The 24,248-nt window shown below is 69.0% G+C and carries 19 protein-coding genes; 10 read left to right on the top strand and 9 right to left on the bottom strand.

Annotated features, from left to right (window positions below):
- Positions 1-39: 39 nt before the first annotated feature.
- Positions 40-1,101 carry a DNA polymerase III subunit delta gene (holA, locus tag POL67_RS02585; RefSeq protein WP_271915175.1) on the top strand — a complete coding sequence of 354 codons (1,062 nt, stop codon included), beginning with the start codon at positions 40-42 and terminating at the stop codon, positions 1,099-1,101.
- A gap of 3 nt (positions 1,102-1,104) precedes the next feature.
- Here holA and POL67_RS02580 read toward each other — a convergent pair whose 3' ends face one another.
- Positions 1,105-1,929: a lysophospholipid acyltransferase family protein gene (locus POL67_RS02580; protein WP_271915174.1), complete on the bottom strand. Its 825-nt coding sequence runs from the start codon at positions 1,927-1,929 to the stop codon at positions 1,105-1,107.
- Positions 1,930-2,097: 168 nt separating this feature from the next.
- Positions 2,098-3,378 (bottom strand): hypothetical protein, encoded by a 1,281-nt coding sequence (locus POL67_RS02575; protein ID WP_271915172.1) that lies wholly within the window; start codon positions 3,376-3,378, stop codon positions 2,098-2,100.
- Positions 3,379-3,700: 322 nt separating this feature from the next.
- Here POL67_RS02575 and glmU point away from each other — a divergent pair, with 322 nt between their 5' ends.
- Positions 3,701-5,125: a bifunctional UDP-N-acetylglucosamine diphosphorylase/glucosamine-1-phosphate N-acetyltransferase GlmU gene (gene glmU, locus POL67_RS02570; RefSeq protein WP_271915170.1), complete on the top strand. Its 1,425-nt coding sequence runs from the start codon at positions 3,701-3,703 to the stop codon at positions 5,123-5,125.
- A gap of 3 nt (positions 5,126-5,128) precedes the next feature.
- On the opposite strand, the gene ribA is transcribed toward glmU, so the two are convergent.
- Positions 5,129-5,809 (bottom strand): GTP cyclohydrolase II, encoded by a 681-nt coding sequence (ribA, locus tag POL67_RS02565; protein WP_271915168.1) that lies wholly within the window; start codon positions 5,807-5,809, stop codon positions 5,129-5,131.
- A gap of 242 nt (positions 5,810-6,051) precedes the next feature.
- Between ribA and POL67_RS02560 the strand changes: the two genes are divergently transcribed.
- Positions 6,052-7,305, top strand: a complete 1,254-nt coding sequence (locus POL67_RS02560; protein WP_271915167.1) for an ArsB/NhaD family transporter — start codon at positions 6,052-6,054, stop codon at positions 7,303-7,305.
- Here the strand turns inward: POL67_RS02560 and POL67_RS02555 are convergent.
- The 6 genes from POL67_RS02555 to POL67_RS02530 form a co-directional block, all read right to left on the bottom strand.
- The gene (locus POL67_RS02555) at positions 7,302-9,728 is read right to left on the bottom strand and encodes a metallophosphoesterase family protein (RefSeq protein WP_271915165.1); all 2,427 of its coding nucleotides are present in this window, start codon (positions 9,726-9,728) and stop codon (positions 7,302-7,304) included. The genes POL67_RS02560 and POL67_RS02555 overlap by 4 nt on opposite strands.
- 43 nt (positions 9,729-9,771) lie before the next feature.
- Positions 9,772-10,011, bottom strand: coding sequence for a hypothetical protein (locus tag POL67_RS02550; protein WP_271915163.1), 240 nt, complete (start codon positions 10,009-10,011; stop codon positions 9,772-9,774).
- Between the two features lie 425 nt (positions 10,012-10,436).
- The gene (locus POL67_RS02545; protein WP_271915161.1) at positions 10,437-13,538 is read right to left on the bottom strand and encodes an efflux RND transporter permease subunit; all 3,102 of its coding nucleotides are present in this window, start codon (positions 13,536-13,538) and stop codon (positions 10,437-10,439) included.
- Positions 13,535-14,773, bottom strand: coding sequence for an efflux RND transporter periplasmic adaptor subunit (locus POL67_RS02540; RefSeq protein ID WP_271930716.1), 1,239 nt, complete (start codon positions 14,771-14,773; stop codon positions 13,535-13,537). The genes POL67_RS02545 and POL67_RS02540 overlap by 4 nt, the downstream gene beginning before the upstream one ends.
- Positions 14,774-14,775: 2 nt before the next feature.
- Complete coding sequence (locus POL67_RS02535) at positions 14,776-16,476, bottom strand: alpha/beta hydrolase (RefSeq protein WP_271915159.1); 1,701 nt, start codon at positions 16,474-16,476, stop codon at positions 14,776-14,778.
- Between the two features lie 72 nt (positions 16,477-16,548).
- Positions 16,549-17,421 carry a hypothetical protein gene (locus POL67_RS02530; RefSeq protein WP_271915157.1) on the bottom strand — a complete coding sequence of 291 codons (873 nt, stop codon included), beginning with the start codon at positions 17,419-17,421 and terminating at the stop codon, positions 16,549-16,551.
- A 63-nt stretch (positions 17,422-17,484) separates the two neighbouring features.
- On the opposite strand from POL67_RS02530, the gene POL67_RS02525 reads away from it, so the two are divergent.
- The 7 genes from POL67_RS02525 to POL67_RS02495 all read left to right on the top strand — a co-directional run bounded on the left by POL67_RS02525 (position 17,485) and on the right by POL67_RS02495 (position 24,245).
- Positions 17,485-18,534, top strand: coding sequence for an AAA family ATPase (locus POL67_RS02525; protein ID WP_271915155.1), 1,050 nt, complete (start codon positions 17,485-17,487; stop codon positions 18,532-18,534).
- Entirely contained in the window at positions 18,531-19,067 is a 537-nt protein-coding gene (locus POL67_RS02520) for a hypothetical protein (RefSeq protein WP_271915154.1), read from the top strand. Before POL67_RS02525 ends, POL67_RS02520 begins: the two co-directional genes overlap by 4 nt.
- Positions 19,068-19,083: 16 nt before the next feature.
- Positions 19,084-20,214 carry a hypothetical protein gene (locus POL67_RS02515; RefSeq protein WP_271915152.1) on the top strand — a complete coding sequence of 377 codons (1,131 nt, stop codon included), beginning with the start codon at positions 19,084-19,086 and terminating at the stop codon, positions 20,212-20,214.
- Between the two features lie 46 nt (positions 20,215-20,260).
- Positions 20,261-20,902, top strand: coding sequence for an RNA polymerase sigma factor (locus POL67_RS02510; RefSeq protein ID WP_271915150.1), 642 nt, complete (start codon positions 20,261-20,263; stop codon positions 20,900-20,902).
- On the top strand, positions 20,899-21,723 hold the full coding sequence (locus POL67_RS02505) for a hypothetical protein (protein ID WP_271915149.1): 825 nt from the start codon (positions 20,899-20,901) through the stop codon (positions 21,721-21,723). Before POL67_RS02510 ends, POL67_RS02505 begins: the two co-directional genes overlap by 4 nt.
- A 125-nt stretch (positions 21,724-21,848) precedes the next feature.
- Positions 21,849-23,330 carry a MopE-related protein gene (locus POL67_RS02500; RefSeq protein WP_271915147.1) on the top strand — a complete coding sequence of 494 codons (1,482 nt, stop codon included), beginning with the start codon at positions 21,849-21,851 and terminating at the stop codon, positions 23,328-23,330.
- 249 nt (positions 23,331-23,579) lie between these two features.
- Entirely contained in the window at positions 23,580-24,245 is a 666-nt protein-coding gene (locus tag POL67_RS02495) for a hypothetical protein (RefSeq protein ID WP_271915145.1), read from the top strand.
- Positions 24,246-24,248 lie beyond the last annotated feature (3 nt).

Here is a 24,248-nt window from a genome sequence, read left to right as displayed (position 1 = left end):
GCTTGACGCGCCCCTCCGAAGGGACGAACGAGGACACCCGTGACGCCCGAGCAAGCCATCCAGGAAGCCACGAAAGGGACCCTGCGGCCCGTCTACCTCGTGCTCGGCGAGGAGCGGTACCTCGCCGACAAGGTGGTGCACGCCCTCCGCGAGGCGACGATGCGGGGCGGCATCGCGGGCTTCAACGAGGACAAGTTCACCGCCGGCGAGGCGAGCGTGGACGCGGTCCTCTCGGCCTCGAAGATGGTGCCGATGATGGCCAAGCGCAGGTTCGTCCTGGCGCGGGGCCTCGAGCGCTGGGAGAAGAAGGGCGACAGCGACGACGACGAGGGCGGCGGCAAGAGCGCCTCGGAGGGCAAGCGCGGGGCGAAAGACGCGAGCCCCCTCGACGCGCTCGCCGAGTACGCGAAGGCGCCGGCCTCGACGACGGTGCTCGTGCTGTCGGCGTCGAAGCTCCACGCGCAACGCAAGATCGTGACGGCGGCGAAGAAGGAGGACTTCCTCGTCAACTGCGAGCCCGTGAGCCGCAAGGCGCTGCCGACCGTGGTGCGGCAGATGTCCAAGGAGCGGGGGCACGACATCGCGCCGGACGTGGCCGATCACCTGGCGGAGATCGCCGGGCCGGAGCTCGGCTACGTGGCGGACGCGATCGAGCGGCTGAGCTTGTTCGTCGGGGAGGGCAAGCCGATCACGGAGGACGCGGTCGTGACGATGGTGATGAAGGTCCGCCCGGGCTCGGTGTGGGACCTCGTCGACGCGCTCACGCGACGGCGGCTCGACAAGGCGCTCGCGGTGCTCGCGGAGGTCGTGGATTCGAAGGACGGCGGGCTGCCGTTGCTCGGGCTCGTGGCCTCGAACGTGCGGAAAATGGTGAAGATGGATTCGGCGCTGCGGGCGGGGTCGAACGTGAACGAGGCGGCCGCGCGCGCGGGCATTCCGCCGTTCAAGGCGCAGGAGACGGCGCAGACGTTGAAATCGCTGCCGCGGGGGACCTTACCCACGTGGGTGCGCCTGCTCGCGGAGGCGGATCGAGCGCTCAAGGGCTCGAAACGCTCTCCGCAGGCGGTGCTCGAAACGATGCTGATATCGATGTGCCGGTGAGGCTCAGGCGGGGGGCGAGGCTTCGAACGCGGCCGGAGCCGTGACTTGGCGAGCCTCGCTTTCGCCGTCCGCCTCGGAGGGCAGCGTCGGCATCCACTTGCCGAGGCGTTCGAAGGCCGCCGAGATATCGCCGCGCACGCGGTCGCGGAGCGTGTCGAGGTCGTCCAGCGTCATGCCTTTCACGTCGATGGGCGGCAGGACCTCGATGCGGGCCTGGCATTTCACGCCGAAGACCCACGAGTTCTTGGGGATCGCGTGGCGCGTGCCGGCGACGGCGATGGGCAGGATGGGGATGCCGGTTTCGAGGGCGAGGCGGAAGGCGCCGTCCTTGAAGGGCTTGAGCTCACCGTCCGAGGAGCGCGTGCCTTCAGGGAAGATCATCACGCTCATGCCGCGGTCGAGGTACCATTTGCAGCGCTCCATCGCCGATTTCGCGCTCTCGCGCTCGCCGCGGCGGAGCGGGATGTCGCCGGCCATGCTCATCATCCAGCCGAGGCCCGGGACCTTGAAATTGCTCTCCTTCGAGAGCCATTTCATTTCCCACGGCAAATAGCTGATCGCCGGGATGTCGGCGATCGACTGGTGATTGGCGACGACAATAAAAGGCCCGCTGTTCCTGGGCCTCTGCCAGCCGGAGACCTTGACGCTCCAGAGCGGATTCAAGCGGACGAGCATCGTGCCGCAAATGCGGAAGAACCTGCCCGTGATTTTGCGGACGCGGTCGAAGGGTGCGGTCGTGACAAACACCACCGCGACGGCGCCGGTCGACACCGTCACGACGGCGAAAATCTCGAACCAGTTCCAGAGCGAAACGAGCTTGGCCTTCATGGGGGAAGGCCCATCTTTACCCGACCGCAGAAAAGCCGGCAAGAGGAGGAAAGGCCGTTTCCAGCATGACGCAATGCGCGTCTTGCGCTGCGTCGTTGGATTTCGTGCAATCGTGACGAGAAGCTGACAGAAGGAGGGTGAAAACCCTACATTCGTCTCGCGAGGCGGTTATTTTTTGCCGCCCTTGCCACCGCCGCCCTTCGCGTCGCCGCCCCCGCCCTTTCGGTCCCCGCCCCCGCTCTTTCGGTCTCCGCCGCCGCTCTTTCGGTCCCCGCCGCCGCGATCGTCATGGCTGCTGCGCTTCGAGCTGCCGCCGCTCTTCGCGCTGCTGACGTGATCGTGGCCGCGATCGTCGTCGCCGCCGCCCTTCGCCCTGCTGCTGCCAGGGTGCACGGCGTTGTCCGACTTGAAGCCGCCGCTGTCGCGGGCGAAGGTGCCGTCCTGGCCGAAATGCCGACCGTTGTTGCCCTTCCTGTGGTGATCGTGGTCGTCGTGGTCGTGGTCGTCGCCCCTGTGGTGCACCTTCACGTGGGCGCGGCCGTAGCAGTCGACGCCGCTGTCGAAGCCGCCTCGGAGGCTGAAGCGGATGCGCGGCGCGGCCGCGATTTTGACCCTGGCGCTCGGGGCGTAGACACGAATGCCCGGTCGATACCCCCAGATCGCCGCGTGCGTGACCGTGCCGACGCTGAGCGACGCCGTGACCCGCAGCGGATTGAGCACCGCCGCCGAAGCCCCGAGCCGCGCCGAGAAATAAAAGCCGGAGGGCTCGGGGTCGAAATTCACGAACGTGGTCTTCTCGGCGACGAAGCCCATCCGGAGCCTGCGCGACTCGATCCGCACGGGCTTGAGGTCCACGTCGAGCACGTACACGCGCGTCTCGCCCGTGTCCGCGTCCGCGACCATCTCCAGCCGCTCCGCGCCGACGATCTGGATCGTGCCGCCGTGGGGCCCCACGGTCTCGTCGGGCAGCTTCGCCTCGGCCGTCACCTTGGCGCCCGCCACGAGCTCCGCCGTGCCGCCCACGGGCACGTGCATGACGCCGGTCCAGGGTTTGCCCGAGACCGTTACCGTGTACTCGACCTCGGTCAGATCCGCTTCGAGCTTCGGTCCGGCCGCGACGAGCAGGCCCGTCTTCGCGTCGAGCACGAGCGGCACCGTCTGCGGCTCGCTGCCCTCGACCTTGTAGACGAGCGAGCCGCTGACGTCCTCCTTGACGCGCCCCGTCGCCGTGGCGTTGACCGCGGCCTTCACCTGGCCGTCGTTGTCGATGCGCCAGGCGACCGTCCCCTCGTCGTGCTCCTCGACCAGCGCCTCCGCCCCGAGATCCGCGTTGACGACTGCCTCGGCCTCGACGTTGACCGCCGCGGGCGCCGTGGCCTCGGTGCTGCTGCAAGCCGACGCGAACACGAGAACGAGAGACACGAGCGATCCATGAGCGAAGCGGGTCATGAGGTTCCCTCCGTCCTTCCCTTCGTGCATACACTGCGCCTGACGGAGAGATCATCAAAAAGGTCCAATTCACCGAAAAAAGACTGCGCGTCGGCACGGTTTCGACGCAATGCGGTCACTCCACAGACCACCCGGTGAGACCAACCTCGTATTCGTGGTTGCAGACAGAACGGCCTTTTCCCATTTCAACACCCATTCAATGGCGACAATGGGATGGCGCTCGATACGTCCGCGGCGCCGGCCCGTCCGTCCCGCGGGGGTCCCGAGGGCCGTTTCGCCGATCGCTGGGGGGTCCCGGGCGGCCGTGCTAGTTTCGGCGCCGATGACGACCCAAGCCTCCCCTTCCCTCACCGCCATCGTCCTCGCCGCCGGGCAAGGCACCCGCATGAAGAGCGCGAAGCCCAAGGTGCTTCACACGCTCTGCGGCCGTCCGATGGTCGACTACGCCATCGAAGCGGCGCTCGCCGCAGGGTGCGGGGACGTCGTGGTCGTCGTGGGGTATGGCCGGGACGAGCTCGCCGCGCACCTCACCAAGGCGTTCGGCGATCGCGTGCGGACGGCGGTGCAGGAAGCCCAGCGCGGGACCGGGGACGCGGTGCGGTCGGCCCTGCCGGCGCTCGATCCCGCGGCCGAACGCGTGCTCGTGCTCTGCGGGGATACGCCGCTGCTCGACCCGGCCGAACTCGTGCGGCTCGCGGGCTCGATCGAGGGCGGCGCGCCGCTCGCGATGCTGACGGCGATGACCGAGGATCCGACGGGCTACGGGCGCGTGCTGCGTGACGCCGAGGGAAACATCTTCGCCGTGCGGGAGCAGCGCGACGCGACCGAGGAAGAGCGGCGCGTGCGCGAGGTGAACACGGGCGTGTACGTGGCGCGCGCGGGGTTTTTGCGAGAATCGGTGGCGGGGCTCTTGCCGAACAATGCGCAGGGCGAGCTGTATCTGACCGATATCGTGGCCGTCGCGTCGAAGGCGGGCGGGGTCGCCTCCGTGCGGGCCGAGAGCGCGGCGGCGCTCGTGGGCGTGAACGACCGGGCGCAGCTCGCCGCGGCCGAGGACATTCTGTACGGGCGCATCGCGGACCGGATCCGGCGCGCGGGCGCGACGGTGCGAGCGACGGCGCGGATCGACGCGACCGTGGTCGTCGAGCCGGACGCGGTGATCGAGCATTACGTGGTGCTCCGCGGGAAAACCCGCATCGGGGCGAATGCGCGGATCGACGTGGGCTCGGTGCTGACGGACGTGGAGGTCGCGCCCTCGGCCCTGGTCAAACCCTATTCGATCGCGAGTGATTCGACGATCGGCGAGAATGCGCAAATCGGGCCGTTCTCGCACCTGCGCCCCGAGAGCCGCGTCGAGGCCGAGGCGCACATCGGCAATTTCGTGGAGACGAAGAAGACCGTGGTCCGCCGCGGGGCGAAGGCGAATCACCTCGCTTATCTCGGCGACGGCGACATCGGCGAGGGCGCGAATATCGGCGCGGGGACCATTTTCTGCAATTACGACGGGTTCAAGAAGCACCGCACCGAGATCGGCGCGGGCGCGTTCGTCGGCAGCGATTCGCAGATCATCGCGCCGGTGCGGATCGGCGTGGGCGCGTACGTGGGGACGGGCACGACGGTCACGCGCGACGTGCCGGACGACGCGCTCGCCATCTCGCGGGTGAAGCAGGAGAACAAGGAGGGCTACGCGTCGCGGCTCAAGGCGCGTCTCAAGGCGGGCGCGGCGAAGAAGCCGTCGGGCGGCTGAACGTCACTCGGCGTCGATGTTCTCGGCGGAGGCGATCAAGGCCGCGTCCACCGGCGGCAGCGAATGCCCCATCCGCACCCGCTTCGCCTCCAGATACCCCTGGCTGAACGGGTTCGTCCCGACAATCGATGGCTCGCGCGCCTCGACCCGCGTGCCGAGCTGCCGGAGCGCCTGCACCTTGAGCGGGTTGTTCGTCATGAGCTGGATCGAGGCGACGCCGAGGTGCTCCAGCACCGCCGCGGCCGGCGCATAATCCCGCGCGTCGTCCGGGAGCCCGAGCATCCGGTTCGCGTCCACGGTGTCGTGCCCCCGCGCCTGCAGGTCGTACGCGCGGATCTTGTTCGAAAGGCCGATGCCCCGGCCCTCTTGGCGCAGGTACACGACGACGCCCTGCCCCCGCCGCGCGATCTCGGCCTGCGCCGCTTCGAGCTGCCCACGGCAATCGCATTTCAGGGAGCCGAAGACCTCGCTCGTCAGGCACTCCGAGTGCACCCGGACGAGGACGGACGACCGCCCACGCACATCGCCCATCACCAGCGCCACATGGTCCGGGGAGAGCCCGCTTTCGGCGGATTGCTCACCATACCGGAACACCATCATCTCGAACAAACCGGTCTGCGTGGGGACGGGAGCCTTCGCTAGAATCTCGAGCCGAGGCCGGATCACCACGTCGGGGACGTACATCTCGCTCTCCTGTGCGTTTGCGTGGACGTATATAGCATCCCCAGGGCCTCCCAGGACCTCGGGATCTCCGGGGGCAACGTACGTAGCGTACAGCCCCGCGTGTGACAAGGTCGGGGGCGCCCGTACGCCCTCGCAAAGGGTCCAGAAGGACAAACCCGCCGCTCGGTTGCTTGCCGCTTTGCCGAGCCATCACGCGTCGATTCAGAGCAAGCTCCCGACGCCGACACGAAGCCGTTCCCCCCATGAGCCACCTGCCCACGCTCGCCGTGTTCGTCGCGACCTATGTGCTGATCGCCTTTCGGCGCCTGTCGCTCCTGCCGATCGGCCGACCCGCAGGCGCGCTCGTCGGGGCGTGCGCGATGGTCGTGCTCGCGTCGATCGAGCCGCGCTGGGGCATCGACGCGAAGGCCGCGTTCGCCGCCGTCGAGCCGAACACGATCGGGCTGCTGCTCGGGATGATGCTGCTCGCGGCCGCGCTCGCGGAGGCCGGGTTCTTCGAGATGGCCGCGTCGTTTTTGCTCGCGCGGAAGCCCTCGCCGGTGGGCCTGCTGTACGGCACGACGATCGCCTCGGGGTTGCTCTCGGCCGTGCTGGTGAACGATCCGGTGTGCGTGCTCTTCGCGCCCGTGGTGGACGCGACGGCGCGGCGGGCGGGCCTTCCCCGCGTGCCGTACCTGCTCGCGCTGGCAATGGGGGCGAATGCGGGCAGCGCGATGACGCTCGCGGGAAACCCGCAAAACATGCTGGTCGCGCACCTGTCGGGGTTGTCGTACCGGAGTTATCTCCTGCGCGGGGGGCCAGCCGGCTTCCTCGCGCTGCTGGTGACGGCGGCAACGCTGCACTGGCTCTTCCGGAAGCAACTGCGGCCGACGAGCTCCGCGGCGATCGACGCGGACGCCCCCGTCGCGGCCCGATCGCGCGGGGAGCTGACGCTCGCGCTCGTCGTGATCCTGGGCGTCTCGATCGCCTTCCTCGCCGGCGCGAACCTCGCGTTCGCCGCGCTCACGGGCGCGGCTACCCTCCTCGTCCTTCGCAGGCGTGATCCCGCGTCGCTGTTCTCGGGCGTGACGTGGACCGTGCTCGTCTTCTTCGGCGCGCTCTTCATCGTGGCGGCCGCGTTCCAGCGCACGGGCCTCGTCGACGAGACGCTCGCCGCGGCGCGGCCGTTCATCCCGGCCGATCGCGGCGCCGCGATGGCCGCGCTCTCCGCGATGTTCACGCTCGGCTGTCAGGTCGTGAGCAACGTGCCCTTCATCCTGCTCGCCGAGCCGATGATCCGGACGCTGCCCGATCCCACGCTCGCCTGGACCGTCACGGCGATGGCCACGACGCTCGCCGGCAACCTCACGCTCCTCGGCTCCGTCGCGAACATCATCGTCGTCGAGGCCGCGCACGCGGAAGACGAGATCGGGTTCGTCACGTACCTCCGCGCGGGTTTGCCCGTGACGGTCGCCTCGATGGTCGTGGCGATCGGCTACCTGCTGCTCGTCAGCTAGTCCGTCGCCGACGAGAGCAGCGCGTTGAGCACGTGGCGCGCGTACCGCCCCTCGCTCTCGCTGAGCCCGTGGTTCGGATCGGTCACGCACGTCCAGAACACGGCGTTGATGACGGTCTGGAGCATGAGGCGGAGCTTCGTGGCCTCGGGATCCATCGTCTCGGTGCAGATCGCGCGGGCGAGGTGGCCGAGCGCGCGCTCGACCTGGGTGTTCTCCTCCTCGCTCGCGAGACAAACGACGCCGAGCGACGACTCCTCCTCCGGCGCGAGGCGCAGCGGGAAGCACAAGATCCAGCGGTAGTGCCGCGCGAAGAGGCGGTGATGATCCGGGCTCGGCTGGTAGATGATGCTCGTCGTCGCATGCGCGTCGCGATGCCACGCCGCCGCGATGTTGAAGCGGAAGGCGTGGCCCGCGACGCCGCTGCCGCAGGTGAAGCGCGCGGCCCAGGACTGCGGCCAGAACTGGCCGAACGCCGGGCAGAGCACGCGCAGGTTCGCGTCCCAGATCATGCCCATCCACGACCCGCGCTCCGAGAGCAGGCCGTTCCGTACGATCGGCGCGGTCTGCACGCCCCACGGCGAGGCCGTGGCGATCTTGTAGATCGAGTTGCCGACCGCCTCCGTGAGCTTCGCCGAGAGCGAGTGGTTCGACAGGGGCTTGCCGCAGCAGCGCTCCAGCAAGGCGCGCGCGGTCCACTTCGCGGCCTCGGGGTACTCCTTGCCGGCGCCTCCGGGGCGATACGCGAGCGAGTACCGGTAGCCCACGATCGGCCCCGGGATCTTGAGCTCCACGTGCGTCTTGCCCACGATGAAGTGCGAGCGGCACCGCTCCTGCTCGAACTCCACGGGCTCCCAGCGATCCTCGCCGAACTGCTCGTAGCAGCGCTCGACCATGGGATACGCGTCCTCGATCGTCGCGCCCGAGCTCTCGGCGAACACGAGCGCCAGCGTGAGGTGGTCGGACTCGAAGCGGACGACGTGCGAGCGGACGTCATAGCCGTCGATCAAGTTGGGGTACCAACGATCGCGCTTCTCCAGCAAGTTCAGCTCGGCCTGCGTGAGCGCGACGGCGTTCGAAAGGTGGTAGCTCCACGTGAGGTACCGCTCGGTCTTGTCGGCGCCCTGGAGCATGAAGCGCACGCGTCCGCCGCCGAGGGGCTCTTCCTTCACCTCGCGACGGCCGCGCCACGTGGTCGCGCGCGGCTCGGCCTGGACGTTGTTGTAGGGCGGTTCGAGCACGGCGATCGGCGTCTCGACGGGGGCCACGAAGTCACGCAGCTCCACCTCGACGAGCGCGATGCCGTCATCGCCGACGCTCCAGATCCGGGTGTGCTCGCGGGCCTTCACGAAGCGCTCGGCCTGCGCGACGGGCTCCCAGTTCACCTCGAAGTACTTGCGCTTCGGCTCGAGCGCGTACTCGCCGGCCTCGCCGTCGCGCTCGTACACCTCGACGCTGACCGTGCTCGGGCTGAGCCGTACCACCGAGAACTGGTTGCCCACGGCGCCGGGGCGCTCGTGCGCGGCCGAGCCGAGAGATCCCGTGGAGATGATGACGAAGCGGCTCTTGAAGAGCTCGACGAGCTTCGAGCTCTCCTGGTGCGTGTGGCCGTGAAAGCCGATGCGAAAGCCCGCGGCGTAGAGGGTGCCGACGTCCTGCAGCGTGAGGTAATCGGGGCGCCCACGCTCGCTCGTGAAGCCGTGGTGCCAGACGGCGACGCGCAGCGTGTCGCGATCGAGGCCGTTGGCGAAGTCGCGCGCGGCGGAGACGGCGCGCGTGGAGACGCAGGCGCCGGTCCAGTACTTGTCGTTCCGATGGCAGGAATTGAAACCGAAGAACGCGACTTTCTCCGTGGGGAAGACATGCGCCGACCAGTGCTCGCGTTCGTTCGGATCGAGGAGATCAAAGGCGCGGCCGCGGCCATCCAAGGACTCGCCGTAGAAACGGTCGAAGAAACGCTGGACGTTCGCGAAGCGCTTGTTGTACTCCGCGCCCGCCCGCAGCTTGACGAGGTCGAGATGTCCGTAACGGCCCACGTCGATGCGCAGATCCGAGAGATCCGGCGAGCGCTTGAGCCGCTGCATCTCCTGCTCGAGCAGGTCGAAGTCGTGTGCGGTGCGCAGCGACGTGACGCGCACGGGCTCGCCGATGTCGGCGCCCCAGTCGACGTCGTGGTTGCCCGGAACGAACACGACGCGCGCGCGCTCGCGGTTCACGACGAGCGGCAGGAGGCGGTGCTCCGCGAACTCGAGCAGCTCGTCGTACTCCGCGGCGCTCCCGCGCTGCGTGAGATCCCCGCTCACGACGACGAAGTCGAAGGGGACCGGATGCAGCGTCCCCAGCGCTTGCGCCGGGTGCATCCACACGTCGTCGAGCGTTTGCCCGGGCTCCGTGACGTGAAGATCCGACAGGTGGAGGATGTACATTCGGTCCCAGCGCTACATCGACGCGCGGACCGCTTTGGAAGTTCTAGCGGCCGCTCGCAGCGCGTCGCCTCGAGGTCGACGGGTTGGAGGATGGCATGGACTCGCGTTGTGTGTTCGGCGCGAAAGAGCCGGACAGAAGCTCCTTCGTGTAGCGGATGGCCTGCATGGCCACCGCTCGGTCGATGACGAAGGGTTCACGAACGAGGACCACTGCATCCTGAAACGCCGCTTCGCGAGGGGCAACAGCGACGGCCGGGGCGTGAGGTCGGTTCTTGGCGCTCATCGTTCATCTCCCAAAGGCCGATTTTTCAGATTTTCCAGGGAACCCTGCCCTGGGTGCAAGAGAAGATTGCCGTTGGGGGGGCTTGGGGAGGGGCGAGGCGCGAACGGAGCGCCGCGTTTGCCCCGGCACCGAGTGTGCGCGGCGCGATCGTCCCTCGGATCGCAGCAGCGTGACTCCCTCGGCCCCCAGCGGTCGGCATGCGCCAATCCTACACGATGTGCAGAAGAAGCAAGCCTGACGCGTAGCGGTTTGTGCACGTTCGTGTCGCCCGAGGCGAACCCCCCACCGTCCAGGCTGCGGAATGTTCTTTGCAACATCAAGTCACCCCGGCGCACCTAAAGCCGAGCCTCTCGAACGGCAACAGTTGCGATCGATTTTTCTGCCGGGACGGGAGGGCTTGAGCACGAGTTGGTCGACCCAGCGCGTCAAACGTGCGGAGGAGGCGGGACTGGCTCGACGAGCGGCGGGGTGGACGCGGGGCGAGAGCGCGCGAGGCGCGCCGCGATGCGGTCGGCGACGATGTAAAACGCCGGGACCACGAGGAGGCTCAGGCCCGTGGAGATCACGAGGCCGCCGATGACCGCGATCGCCATGGGCGCGCGCACTTCGCTGCCCTCGCCGAGCGCGAGCGCCGAGGGGATCGCCGCCATCAGGGTCGCGATGGATGTCATCAGGATGGGCCGAAGACGAACCGGGCCCGCTTCGAGCATCGCGTCGAGCGCGTTCTTGCCGTGGTTGCGGAGCTCCGTCGCGTAATCGACCAGGATGATCGAGTTTTTCTTCACGATCCCCATCAAGAGGACGATCCCGATCATGCTGAAGATGTTGAGCGTCTGCTTCATGAGGAGCAGCGCGAACGCTGCGCCCGCGACGGAGAGCGGGAGGATCGTCAAGACGGTGACCGGGTGCAGGAACGAGTTGAACTGCGACGCGAGCACCATGTACGCGACGATGATCCCGAGGATCAGCGCGAAAACGAGGCCACCCATGGACTCGCGGAAGGCGACCGACGCGCCACCGAGGACCACGTGGTAGCCAGTCGGTACGTCCTTGCCGAGCTTCTCCACGAGCGCGAGGGCGTCGCTCTGCGACTTGCCCGGCGCCACGTTGCCGAAGAGGGTGATCGCGCGCTCGCGATCCCGGCGCGTGATCGCCTGGAGCGCAGGCTGCTCCTCGTACTTCACGAGCGTCGAGAGGGGCACGAGCTCCCCTGACTTCGCGCGGAGCTTGAGGCGCGAGAGATCCTCGGGCCGCGAGCGCTGATCCGCGAGCAGGCGCATGCGCACGTCGACGCGTCGCCCGCCTGCGCTGTACTTGCCGACGCGCGTGCCGCCGACGAGCGCGTTCAGGGTCGTCGCGATCTCCTCGACGGAGATGCCGAGATCCGCGGCGCGCGCGCGATCCGGGACGATCCGTAGCTCGGGCATGCCGAGCTGGTAGTCGGAGTCGAGGTCGACGACGAGGCCCGCCGCCTGAAGCTCGGCCTTCATGCGTTCGCTGTGCGAAACGAGCTCGCCCCACTCGGGTCCGCGGATCGAGAACTCCACGGGGAAGCCGCGCGACGCGGTGAAGCCCGACTGCGAGAGATCCTGCACGATGGCGCGTACGCCCGGGATCGCGTTGAGCTCCTTGCGCAGGACGGCGGCGAACTCGTTCTGCGTCGCCTTGCGCTCGCCCCGGGGCTTGAGCGTCACGAAGATCATGCCGCTGTTCACGGCGCCCGTGCCGAAGCCGCCGACGACCACGAGCGTGCGCGCCACCTCGGGCGCGTTGTTCACGATGGTCTCGGCCTTCGTGACGATCTTGTCGGTCTCGCGGATGTCGGAGCCGACGGCGGTCGTGAGCCGGACCATGAGGCGGCTCTGATCCTGCGAAGGGACGAACTCGCCGGGGAGCGCCTGGAACGCGAAGACCGCGCCCACGAAGAGGCCCACGGACGCGACGAGCACGAGCGAGGGGAACTTGAGGCCCCGCCCGAGGAGCCAGCCGTAGCCGGCGGAGAGCTTGTCGAAGGCGTGATCGACGAAGATGCCGATCTTGCTGCGGCCCTCGCGCGAGGTCGTGAGGAGCTGCGCGCAACGCGCGGGCGCGAGCGTGATGGCCTCGACGTACGAGAGGGCCACGGCGATGCAGAGCGTCACGCCGAACTGGAGGAAGAAGCGCCCCATCACGCCTTCCATGAAGATGACGGGGATGAAGATGGCGATGACGGCGACCGTGGCGGCGAGCGCGGCGAAGGTGATCTCGGCCGTGCCCTCGCGCGCGGCCCGCACGCGATCCTTGCCCTGCTCGGCGTGCCGGAAGATGTTCTCGAGCACCATGATCGCGTCGTCGACGACGATGCCGACCGCGAGCGAGAGGCCGAGGAGCGTGAAGGTGTTCAGCGTGAAGCCGAGGAAGTAGATCGCCGCGATCGTCCCGAGCAGGCTCATCGGGATCGCCAGGATCACGTTGAGCGTGCTGGAGAGCGAGCCGAGGAAGAGCCAGCAGACGAGGGCCGTGAGCGCGACCGCGAGGATGAGCTCCAGCTCGATCTCGTGGACCGACTGCTCGATGAAGCGCGTCGAGTCGAAGTTGATCTGGAGCTCCATGCCCTCGGGCAAGGTCTTCCGGATCTCGTCGAGCATCACCTTCACGCCGCCCGCGACCGCGACCGCGTTGGAGCCGCGCTGCTTCTTGATGCCCATGCCCTGTGCGGGCTGGCCGTTCACGCGCGACATGCGCCGCACGTCCTCGAAGCCGTCCTCGATGATCGCGACGTCCTCGATGTACGTCGGGACGCCCTCCTGCTCCCGCACGACGATGCGGCGGAGCGTTTCGAGGTCGAGCGCTTCGCCGAGGACACGCACGTTGACCTCGCGGCCCATGGTCTCCAGGCGCCCCGCCGGAAGCTCCACGTGCTCCCGGCGCAGGGCCGCGATCACGTCCGTCACGGTCAGCGATTTGGCCGCGAGTTTGTCGGCGTCGAACCAGACGCGGACGTTGCGCTCGAGGTAGCCGCCCAGCATGACCTCGCCGATCCCCGGCACGGTCTGGAGCTTCTCCTTGACGCGGTAGCGCGCGTAGTCGGCGAGGGTCTGCGGCGAGAACGGCCCCGACAAGCCCACCCACATGATGGGCTGGTCCTCGGGGTTCGACTTGGAGATGACGGGCGGGTCGATGTCGCGCGGCAGGCGCGACTGGGCCTGCGAGACCTTGGCCTGCACGTCCTGGAGCGCGGAGTCGACGTTGCGCGAGAGGTCGAGCTCGACCGTGATCGAGGCGCCGCCCTGGCGGGACGAGGAGGTGAGCGACTTGACGCCTTCGACCTGGACGACCGACTCCTCGATCTGCTCGACGATGTCGTGCTCGACGGCCTCGGGCGCGGCGCCTTCCCAGGTGACGTTGACGTTGATGGTCGGGAAATCGACGTCGGGGAACTGGCTGATGCCGATGCGGGTCGCGGCGACGATGCCGAAGACGATCGTCGCGAGCATCATCATCCACGCAAGGACGGGCTTGCGCAGGCACGCTTCGGTCAGGCTCATGGCGCGCTCCCTCCCTTCGCAGGCGCGCCGACGCCTTCGCTGGGCGCGCTCGACGTCCCCGGCGGCGCGGCCGCGCTGGATGCCCCGGGCGGCCCTTTGCCAGGCCCTTGGCCCGGCGGCGCGACGCGCACCGTGGTGCCGTCACGCAGCGGCTCGGCGCCACGCACGACGAGCATCTCGCCGGGTTTCAAGCCCTTGCGTACCTCGACGCGCCCGTCGGCCGTGCGCATGCCGAGCGCGAGCACACGCTCGTGCGCGACGTTGTTCTCCACGACGAACGCGAGGAAGCCCTTTTCGCTCGGACGAATCGCGGTCTGCGGGATGACGGGCGCGTTCTCGGTCGCGCCGACGCGCACGGTGACGTCGGCGAACGCGCCGGGCCGGAGCGAATCCTTCTTCTCGTCCGCGACCTCGGCGACGATCGGGACCATCCGCGTCGCGGGATCCGCCGCGTCCGCGACGAGCGTGATCTTTGCCGAGAAGTCGTGCTCGATGCCCGTGACCTTGAACGAGACGTTCATGCCGGCCGAGAGGCGCGGCGCGTCGGCTTCGGGGACCGGGAAACGGAGCAGGAGCGGGTCGCGGCGCAGGACCGTGCCGAGCACCGTGCCGGGCTGGACGAACTGGCCGGTCTGCACCGTGCGCGTCTGCATCTTGCCCTCGATGGGCGCGCGCACGTACGCGTCACGCAGGTTCAGGTTCGCCTCGTCGAGCGCGGCGCGCGCCTCGGCGACCTGCGCCGTCCCGGTGCGCGCGCGTGTCCTCCAGCCATCGACGTCCTCCTTCGAGAAGACACCCGCGCCGTCGGCGCCCGCTTTTTCCCGCCGATCCAGGTTCTGCTGCGCCTCGGCCGCCGAGGCTTGCGCGCGCTCGAGCGTGGCCTTGGCGCTGCGGACGGCGAGGTTGAAGCGGGCCGGATCGATCTCGACGAGGACCTGGCCTTTCTTGACGACGTCGCCCTCGGCGAACCGCACGTGCTCGATCACGCCGGAGACGCGCGCCGTGACCTGCACGCGCTCGTACGCGTCGACGCTGCCGACCGCGGTGACGGAGTACTCGACGCGCTCGCCGGGGACGGGCGCGAGCTCGACGGGGAACGCCATCTTCCCCTTGCCGCCCCCGGGAGGGCCTGCGCCCTCGTCCTTTTTCGAGCAGCCGAAGAGCGCGATCACGAGGAGCGTGATGCCGAGGGTGAGCCAGACCGAAAGCCTTCGGGGTGTTGCGAGGACAGGCATGATCACGGGTCCGAGGGAGCGAGGACCACGCCCCCTGCGGGGCTGTTCGTGGTCATCCACGTGGTGAGCGAGTCGTACCATTTCGTAACATCGCCCTGACCGTCATCGGTGCCAGCCAGAGGATCGATGTGCGTGAGCTTGACGATGTCGAGCACGACGAACGCGTCGGGATCCGTGCGGGGCTTGCCCGCGAGGGGCCGGTCCGGTCCGATGGGAACGTTCTGAACGAGAGCACGCAGCGGGTCGAGGGCGGCCGTGTCCCCGACGAGGCCCGCGACGGCGGCGAAGATCGGGAGGTCCATGGAAGCGCCGTGAATCGCGCGCATTCCGTGCGTCGCGCGGGGCCAGTCGGTCTCTTTCAAGACGAGCGTGGCCGCGGCCTGGGCGTCGAGCGAGAGGCGTGCCGGGAAGTACCACTCGGCGAAATCGAGCGAGGGGCCCTCGAACCAGGAGCGCGAAATGTCGTCCAGGGAGGTGTGCTCGCGCGGGCTCTTGGCGTCGTACTCCACCCAATCGTACGTGGCCTTAGGATCGGAGGGCTGGATGAGCTTGGTGCCGAAGAGGCTGTCGTACGCGGCGAGCGCGCCGCCCTTGCTCTCGCCGCAGGAGACGGCCGCGAAGGAGACGCCGTTCGAGGCTTCGTCCATGGCAAACCCCATGGCCGCGCGGTTCGTCATGCGCGGGACCTGCGTGAGCGAGAGGAGCGTGAGGAAGGCGTTGTCGCGGTACGGATCCTCGGTGATCGCCGTGGGCGACCACATCGCGCGCATGCCGGCGACCGCGGCGACGGGGTAGATCTTGAGGCCGAGGAGCGGGAGCGCGATGTAGCGCGTCGTCTTGCGGATCGTTTCGAGGCCCGGGGTGAGGTAGGCGTTGGGCTCCTGGGACGAACCTTTCAGGTAGTCCTCTTCGGTGATCGTCGGGGCAAGGGCGCCCTCCTGCCGCGCGACGCCGTCGACGAGCACGAGGCCCGCGAGCTCGCCGTAGCCGGGCTTTCCGTCGAAATCCCAGGCCGCGTACTCCTCGGCGATCGTGGCGCCGAGCGAGTGCCCGACGAGGAAGACGCGCGCCTTGCGCTCCTCGGGCGCGACGATCTCGACGACGCGGCGGAGGTCGCCGATCGTGGTGTCGAGCCCCCACTCGGAGGCGAAATCGACCGCGGTCTGATCCACGAAGCCCGGGAACGTCTTGTCCTCGGCGGCCTCCTCCTCGAAGTAGTACCGCTTGGCGATCTCGGGATCCTTGCGGAACTCGGCGACGTCGAGGCCGTGGTGATCCTCGAGCAAGTTCGAGCGTCGATCGATGGCCCAGGCCTCGAAGGCCTCGCCGTTCTTGGACCTGCGCACGATGGCGCGCGCCATGGGATCGTAGCTGCTGGCGCCGCCGAGGAAGCCCGGCATGAGGACGGCGACCGCGCGGGCAGGCGCGGGCGGATCGGCGTCGACGCGGTAACGAACGACGCGGACGGCGTTGAGCTCGGCGGGCGTCGCGCTGCCGGTCAGGGGGTTCGGCGGCGGCGTGACGCCGGGGACGAGGAAGACGTCGCGGCGAATCCGCACGGGTCCGTCCTCGACGACGGCGGAGCTCGGCGGCGGCGCATACGGCGCGGGCGGGATGGGGAGCTCGGCAGGATCGGAGCAGGCAACGAGGAGGGCGGCGCTCGCGAGGACGAGCGCCGAGGGACACGTGCGGCGCAAGGGCATGCGCCATCATTAAGGAAGGAGGGCGTCGTGGCGAGGGTTTCGCCCGGTTTCCGACGCCGATGGATCACGGGCTCAGGGCCGCGTCCTTGTCTCGGCAAACGCGAGGACCTCGGCGATCGAAGCCTCGTCGCCGTCCGCCGCGAGCGCCGCTTGCAACGCGGCCTTGGTCTCGGGCGCGGCCGTGAGGTCGATGGCGATGCGCAAACGGCGCAAATGTTCGTCGTCCCGCGAGGCGGCGAGGGCGACGAACGCGGCGGCGCGATCGACGACCGGCGCGCCCGGGCTCTCGGCGACACGGAGCAGCTCCTCGGCGGGGACGGGCGAGATGCGCAGGCCCTCATGGGCGCCCGATCCGATCGCCCGGAGCGCGCGCGCCCAGGCGTCGTGAGGTCTGCCGCCGCGGCCGAGGGCGTCGGGCGCGTGGGCGGGGCGGCGTGCGTTCGCGGCCTCCGCGGTGGCGCGAATCAAGCTGAGGAGGACGTCGCGCTCGGCCCAGCGCTCCTTGAAGACGCTGGTGGCGAAATCGACGGCGCGGCCCGAGCGGAGGGCGATGTTGATGCCGGGGTGGCGAAAGGAAAACCCGTCGGAGGTCTCGACGTAGGCGATGTCGCGATAAGGGATGAAGCGGGCGCGGATCCAGACGAGCAAGAGCCCATCCTCACCGACGACGAGCTTGCGCGGAAAAAGCAGGACGACGACGACCGCGAGGGCGAGCGCGCCCCAAAGCGTGACGCCCCAAGGCCCCTCCCGCGTGAGCGCGCGCGCGAGGAGCGCGACGGCGATGCCGAGGAGGATGCCGATCCAGGGGAGGAGCGGCGAGGGCAAGGAAAAGACGGGGCGCTCGTCGGGCGAGCGGCCGAGGTCCCGGAGCAGGCCTTCGCGGGAGGGCAGTCCCGTCGGGGAAGGGCGCGCCGGGCGCGCGCTGCTCGTTTTCGGCCGGCTCATTCGCGGGGCATGATGAACCCGGATGCGCGCGGGTTCCATCACGAGTAGGCTCGGGGCGCTCCCATGAAAATCCAGGCGGTCCGGTTGACGGAGTTCAGCGCGTTCAAGGACGTCGCGTTCCAGCCCTGCGCCGGCATCAACGTATTCCTGGGGACGAACGCCACGGGGAAGTCGCACGCCATGAAGGCGCTTTACGCGCCCATCAAGGTCATGGAGCACGCCGAGAGCACGATCCCCCTCGACGCTCGAATGCATGAAAAGCTCGCCAAGGTGTTCCGGCCCGACGACGGATTCCTCGGGCGCCTCGTGCGTCGACGCAAAGGACAAGGACACGGCGACATCGACATCGAGGGCAGCTCCGGGGATTTACGCCTGACGCTGTATACCCGCGGCAAAAAAAAGCTCGACGTGCGCGCGGCGACCTGGAAGAGCGAAGAGCCGACCATCTTCCTCCCGACGCGCGAAATCCTCGCCATGTACGAGGGGTTCATCGCCGCGTACCAGGATCGGGAGCTCTCCTTCGACGAGACGTACTACGACGCCTGCATCGCCCTCGGCCGGGCCGTGCTGCGCGGCCCCCGCTCCGCGCAGGCCAAGGCGCTGATCGAGCCCATCGCGGCCGCGCTCGGGGGAAACGTCGCCCTCCAGGGAGGGCGATTCTACCTCGTGCGCAAGGACGGCGCTATGGAAGCCCACCTCGTCGCGGAGGGCTTGCGCAAGATCGCCGGCCTCGCGCACCTCGTCCTCAATGGCTCCCTCACGACGAACGGCATTCTGTTCTGGGACGAGCCGGAGGCGAACCTCAATCCGCGGCTCGTCTCCCTCGTGGTGGACATCCTGCTCGAACTCGGAAAGCGTGGCGTGCAGATCTTCGTCACGACACACGATTATCTGCTCGCCCACAAGCTCTCGCTCCTCTCGGAGTATGGCCGGTGTCCGGATGTCCCCATCCGCTTCTTCGCATTTCACCGGAAGAAAGAGCACGACCCGGTGCAGATCGCGCCGGGCAGCACACTCGCCGAGCTGCCCGACAACCCGATCCTCGACGAGTTCACGAAGCATTACGATTTCGAGCGGAAGCTCTTCGACGAAGACACGGGGAGCACCGCGTGAGCGCGCTTCACGTCGAGGGGCGGCTCTCCTTCGCCTTTGGGGACGACTGGCAGGTCCTCAAGTGGGACGACCATGCAGCGTTTCAGGATGGATTGAAGCGGTTCGAGGGGACCCGGGCTGTCGATTTCGTAGGCCTGCTCTTCGGCGCGTCCTGGTTCATCGAGGTCAAGGACTTCCGGGACTATCGAATCGAGAACAAGCAACGGCTCACGAGCGGCGACCTCGCGAAGGAGATCGCCTGGAAAGTGCGTGACTCGATCGCCTCGATGGCGTGGGCATGTCAGCGAACACCGCTCGACCGGAACGACCTCGGTCCGTTCTTGCGTGCCCTCCTGGGATGCAAGCAGAAGGTCCCCGTCGTGCTCTGGCTCGAAGAGGATCGCACGCCGACGCCCGCCGCGGCCTCCGCGCTCGCCGAAGCGATCAAGCGGGAACTCACCTGGCTGAATCCCAAGGTGGTCGTCGTGTCCCGCGCTCTCGCCGAACAGCACGCGATCCCGGGCCTCGTCGTCACGAGCCAGCCCGCGCCTTGATGACATAAGTGACTCCATGCTTCGGGCCCGCGCCCCCTCCTTGATCCTCGCCTCCCTCGCGTCGCTCGGCCTCGCCGCCGATGCGCACGCCGAAAGCGCGGTCCGCCTGCGATGGTCCGCCCCGGAAGGGTGTCCCACGGCCGAGGTGGTCTCGGCCGAGGTGGATCGATTGCTCGGCGGCCGAGGCGCGCAGGCCGAGCCGCTCGACGTCACGGCCGAGGTGAAGCGCGACGAGGCGGGACGGTTCCGGGTTCGGCTGGAGACACGGAGCGAGGAGGGACCCCGGACGCGTGAGGTCGAGGCCTCCTCCTGCGCCGCCCTCGGCGAGGCCGCGGCCCTGATCATCGCCATGATGATCGATCCCGACGTGATCGCCGAACCCCCGCCGGAGGTCCCCCCCACGACCCGAACCGAAGCGCGTATCGCCCCGAGCCCTCCCGCCACGACCCGAACCGAAGCGCACATCACCCCGAGCCCTCCCGCCACGACCCGAACCGATACGCGTATCGGTTCCAGCCCTCCCCCCCACGACCCGAACCGAAGCGCGTATCGGTTCCAGCCCTCCCCCCCACGACCCGAACCGATACGCGTATCGCTTTCGAAGGTCCCTCTGTCGGTATCCTCACAACCACCACCGCCGCCGATGGCCCTCTCCGTGCGCGCCCTCGCCGACGCCGGCACCTTCCCCACCCCCACCCTCGCCCTCGGCGCCGCGATCTCCCTCTTCGTCGGCCGGTACCGCCTCGAAGCGGGCCTCACCTACCTCCCGACCCGCACCTTCCCCCTCCCCACCCTCGGCACGGCCACCGGCGACATCGACCTCACCCTCGCCCACGTCGGCGCCTGCGCTGCCTTCTTCCGGCGCCCCCGCTTCGAACTCGGCCCCTGCGTCGCCTTCGAGGCCGGCCGCATCCAGAGCTCCAGCGCCGGCGTCTCCTCCCCGGGCCAGGGCGCCGCCCCCTGGCTCGCCCTCTCCGCCGGGGGACGTCTCGCCTGGACGTTCGCGCGGCCCGTCGCCCTCGTCGTGGGCCTCGGCGCCGGCGTCCCCATCGTCCACCCGGACCTCGTCGTCGATGGCCTCGGCACCGTCCACCGCGCCTCGCCCGTCGTCGGCCGGGCCGAGCTCGGCTTCGAGGTGCGGTTCTGAGATTTTTCGTCACGGAACGTCAAGGCGCCGGCCACCAAGGACACGCTTGCCTCCTTCCGCCTCCGTCCACGCTGCCCTCCCCTCGCCGCTCGCCCCCGAGTCCACGGCCGCGGCGCGCCCGGGGGGCGGGGGCGGGGCCGAGGCGGTGGTCGTGCCCCCCTTCGAAACCGTCTATGAGGAGCATTTCGACCTCGTCTTCCGCAACGTGCGCCGCCTCGGCGTCCCCGACGCGCTCGTCGACGACGCTGTGCAGGAGGTCTTCCTCGTCGTGTATCGCCGCCTCGGCCAGTTCGAGGGCCGCTCCTCGCTGAAGACGTGGATCTGCTCCATCGTCACCCGCGTCGCGAGCGACCACCGGCGCGCCCTCCGGCGAAAGAGCCCGCACGCCTGCGGCAAGGCCGAGGCCGTCGACGTCGATTCGGTGCCCGACGAGCGCACGGAGGGCCCGCACGAGCATACCGTTCGGCTCGAAGGCGCGCGCCTCCTGCACAAGCTGCTCGATGAGCTCGAATTCGAGAAACGCACGGTGCTCGTGCTCGCGGAGCTGGAGCAGATGACGGCGCCCGAGATCGCGGACGCGCTCGGGGAAAACGTGAACACCATTTACGCGCGGCTGCGGGCGGCGCGGCGCGATTTCGAGCAAGCGGTCGCCCGGGAGCGGGCGCGCGATACGTGGAGGCTCCGATGAGCGAGCTCGGCCCCGAAGCGCGGGCCATCCTTCTTGCAGGGCGCGACGGGGACGATCCCTCGCCCGCCGATCGCGCCCGCCTGCGCCGCGCGCTCGCGGCTGCGATTGCAGCGGGCGGTGCTTCGGTCGGGGGCGAGGGCGTCGCCGACGCCGCGACGACGAAGCTCGGCGAGGTCGCCTCCGCCACGAAAATCGCCTCCGCAGCCAAAACCAGCGCCGTGTTTTCCCTCGGCGGCCTGGCGTGGAAAGGAATGCTTGCATTGATCGTGGGCGGCGCCGCCTCTGCCGTGGCGATCCTCGGGCCCACGAAGGCCCACGTGGAGACGCCCCCCGCGGCGACGCACCTCGAAGCGCCCGCTCCCCTTGGACAAACACCCCCCGCGCAAAGGCCGGCGGAGGTGGAGGTGCAGCCCCTGGAGGCTCTGCCGACGGACGAACCGCCGCCTCCGCCTGTGCCCGCGCACCAGAACACGCCGGCGGTGAATGCTCCTTTCAAGCGACCGGCGGCGCCCATCGCGACGAACGAGCCTCCCCCCGCGCCCGTCGTGGACCCGCTGCTCGCCGAAACGAAACGCCTTCGCGCCGTGCATGGCGCCATGAAGGAAGGGGATCCGGAGCAGGCGTTGCGTTTGCTCGACGAGACCTCGGCGGGCGCAGAAGGGCAATCGCTGCGCGCGGAGCGGACCGCGGCGCGCGTGCTCGCACTCTGCAAGCTCGGCCGCGTCGCCGAGGCCCGCGCCGAGGCGGCCCGGTTCCTTTCGGAGAGCCCCGGTTCGCCGCTCGCCGATCGCGTGCGGAAGGCCTGTCCCGCGAGCCCTTAACATTTCCTCACGGATCGGCGGACGTCCGGCCACGAAGCCAGACGAAGACCCGGACAGCCGCGCCGCGCGTCCTTTGCGTGGGCGAACGGACGCGCGCGCCCATCCACGAGAAAGACGACCACGCCATGAAAAACCTTCGTGCTTCCTTCCTCAAGGCCCTCCTCCCCCTCGGCGCCCTCCTCGCGATCGCGCCCTTCGGCGGGTGTATCGATTCCGTCATCATCGGCGGCAACGGCGCGTGCAATGCCGACTCCGATTGCGCGCCCGGCCAGTTCTGCGTGAACGGCGCTTGCATCCTGCAGAACGACGGCCCCCAGCCCGAGGTTTGCAATGGTGTCGACGACGATCTCGACGGGCAGATCGACGCCACCCCGAACGGCCCCGTCGTCTGCGCCGACGGGAGCATCTGCGTGAATGGCATGTGCGGCGGCCAGGCGCAATGCAACGAGAACATGCCCTGTCCGCCGAACGCGTATTGCGACGCGAACGGCATGTGCCAGCTCGTGTGCGACTGTCCGCCCGACCATTTCTGCGACATGTTCGGGATGTGTGTCCCGGACCCGGTGTGCAGCGCCCTCCCCGAGCAATGCGACGGCATCGACAACGACTGCGACGGCCAGGTCGACAACCCCACGCCCGGCGCGATCCTCTGCCCGAACGGCGGCGCCTGCATGGCCGGCGCCTGCGTGGTCGTGCATTGCATGACCGACGCGGAGTGCCCGCCTGGCCAGCTCTGCAACCCGATGGCCGGCGTGTGCTTGCCGGGCGGCTGCGTCCCGGCGCCCGAGACCTGCAACGGCCTCGACGACGATTGCAACGGCATCCCCGACAACAACGCGTTCTGCGCCGACGGCAGCGCCTGCGTCAATGGCCAGTGCGGCGGCATGTGCTCGCCCACGCCCGAGCTCTGCGACGGCTACGACAACGATTGCGACGGCCAGATCGACGAGCCCACGCCCGGCACGCTCCTCTGCCCGATGGGCGGCACGTGCGTCAATGGCATGTGCACATTCCAGGGCTGCATGGCCGACGCCGATTGCCCCGCCGGCCATCTCTGTGATCCGGCGACCGGGACGTGCGTCAACCCGAACGGCTGCGTCCCGCAGCCCGAGGCCTGCAACGGCGTCGACGACAACTGCAACGGCTCGATCGACGAGAACACGATCTGCGCCGACGGCACCCTCTGCGTCAATGGCCAGTGCGGCGGCATGTGCATGCCCACGCCCGAGTACTGCAACAACCTCGACGACGATTGCGACGGCCTGGTCGACGATCCCACGCCCGGCGGGCTCTCCCTCTGCCCGAACGGCGGCACCTGCATCATGGGCTCGTGCGTCGTGCAGCCGTGCCAGATCAACGCCGACTGCCCGCTCGGCCAGATCTGCACGCCGAACGGGGTCTGCTTGCCCGGCGGCTGCGTCCCCGCCAACGAGACGTGCGACGGGATCGACAATGACTGCGACGGCGTGGTCGACGACGTCACCCCCGGCTCCTTGATCTGCCCGGCGCCGCAGCTCTGCCTGAACGGCAACTGCACGATCCTGCAATGCGCGAGCAACGCCGACTGCCCGGCGGCCACGACCTGCCAGAACGGCCTCTGCAAGTAACACCCCCGCCACGCCCGCCGGTGCCGACGCGCCCGGCGGGCAACGGCGAGGTTCCGTAGCTGCCTCCGCGCCCAGGAGGTAGGTTTCCCCACCGTTCATCCCCGATCCGTCAGAGGGGGCGGACAAACTTTCCGGCCGCGGAGTTTTTTTTCGTCACATCGGTCCGCAGCGGGAACTCTCTCGATGAAGGCTGGGGGGCCGTTCGTCCCGCCCGGGGCCTCTTGTTCGTTCTTCCGAGGAGAGTACGCCATGATCAGTGGGCATATCGGCGCAGGTCAGTACATTCTTTTTCAGCGCGATCCGCGTGTTCCGACCGCGCCGCTGCTCGAGGTCGGGCGCCTCGTGGTGACGGAGCTCGACGGGGATACCCGCGTCGAGCACTGGTTTCTGTACACGAGCGCACCCATCGGTTCCGGTTACGCGGAGTACGTCCGCCCGAGCAGCTCGTTTTTGGGCACGCCCGTGGGCCTGTCGTTCCGGGGCACAGGCGTGCCGCCGGCCAGCTTCAGCGTGAACGATTACCTCGCGCGGCTGACGATCTCGACGGGTTGCGGCATCGAGTACATCGAGGCGCGTTGCGACCGGCTCGCCTCGAACAACGCCGGGAGCATCTCCGCCGCGATGCCGAGCCTGCCGCAGCAGGTCGACCTCGGCATCTACGACATCACCCAGGGCAACCGGCGCGTCGGCGTGCTCGTCGTGACGCCCATCGCCAGCGGCACCCTGGAGACGTGGCACCTCTTCGACCGCGTCACGACGAGCACGCTGAACAACCTCAACGAAGCGCCGTACAGCGCCCCTGACGCGAGCCTCGGCGGGACGTACGCGCTGACCTACCTCGGCGCCGTGAACACGCCGGATCTCACGGGCCGCGCCGTCGTGACGGTGAACGCGCTTTGCGCCGTGGCCGCGTGAATC

The organism is Polyangium mundeleinium, assembly GCF_028369105.1.
In the GTDB taxonomy this organism is placed as follows: Bacteria; Myxococcota_A; Polyangia; order Polyangiales; family Polyangiaceae; genus Polyangium; species Polyangium mundeleinium.
Note: the sequence above shows the minus strand (reverse complement) of the source record. Positions and strands in the feature narration are given on the sequence as shown.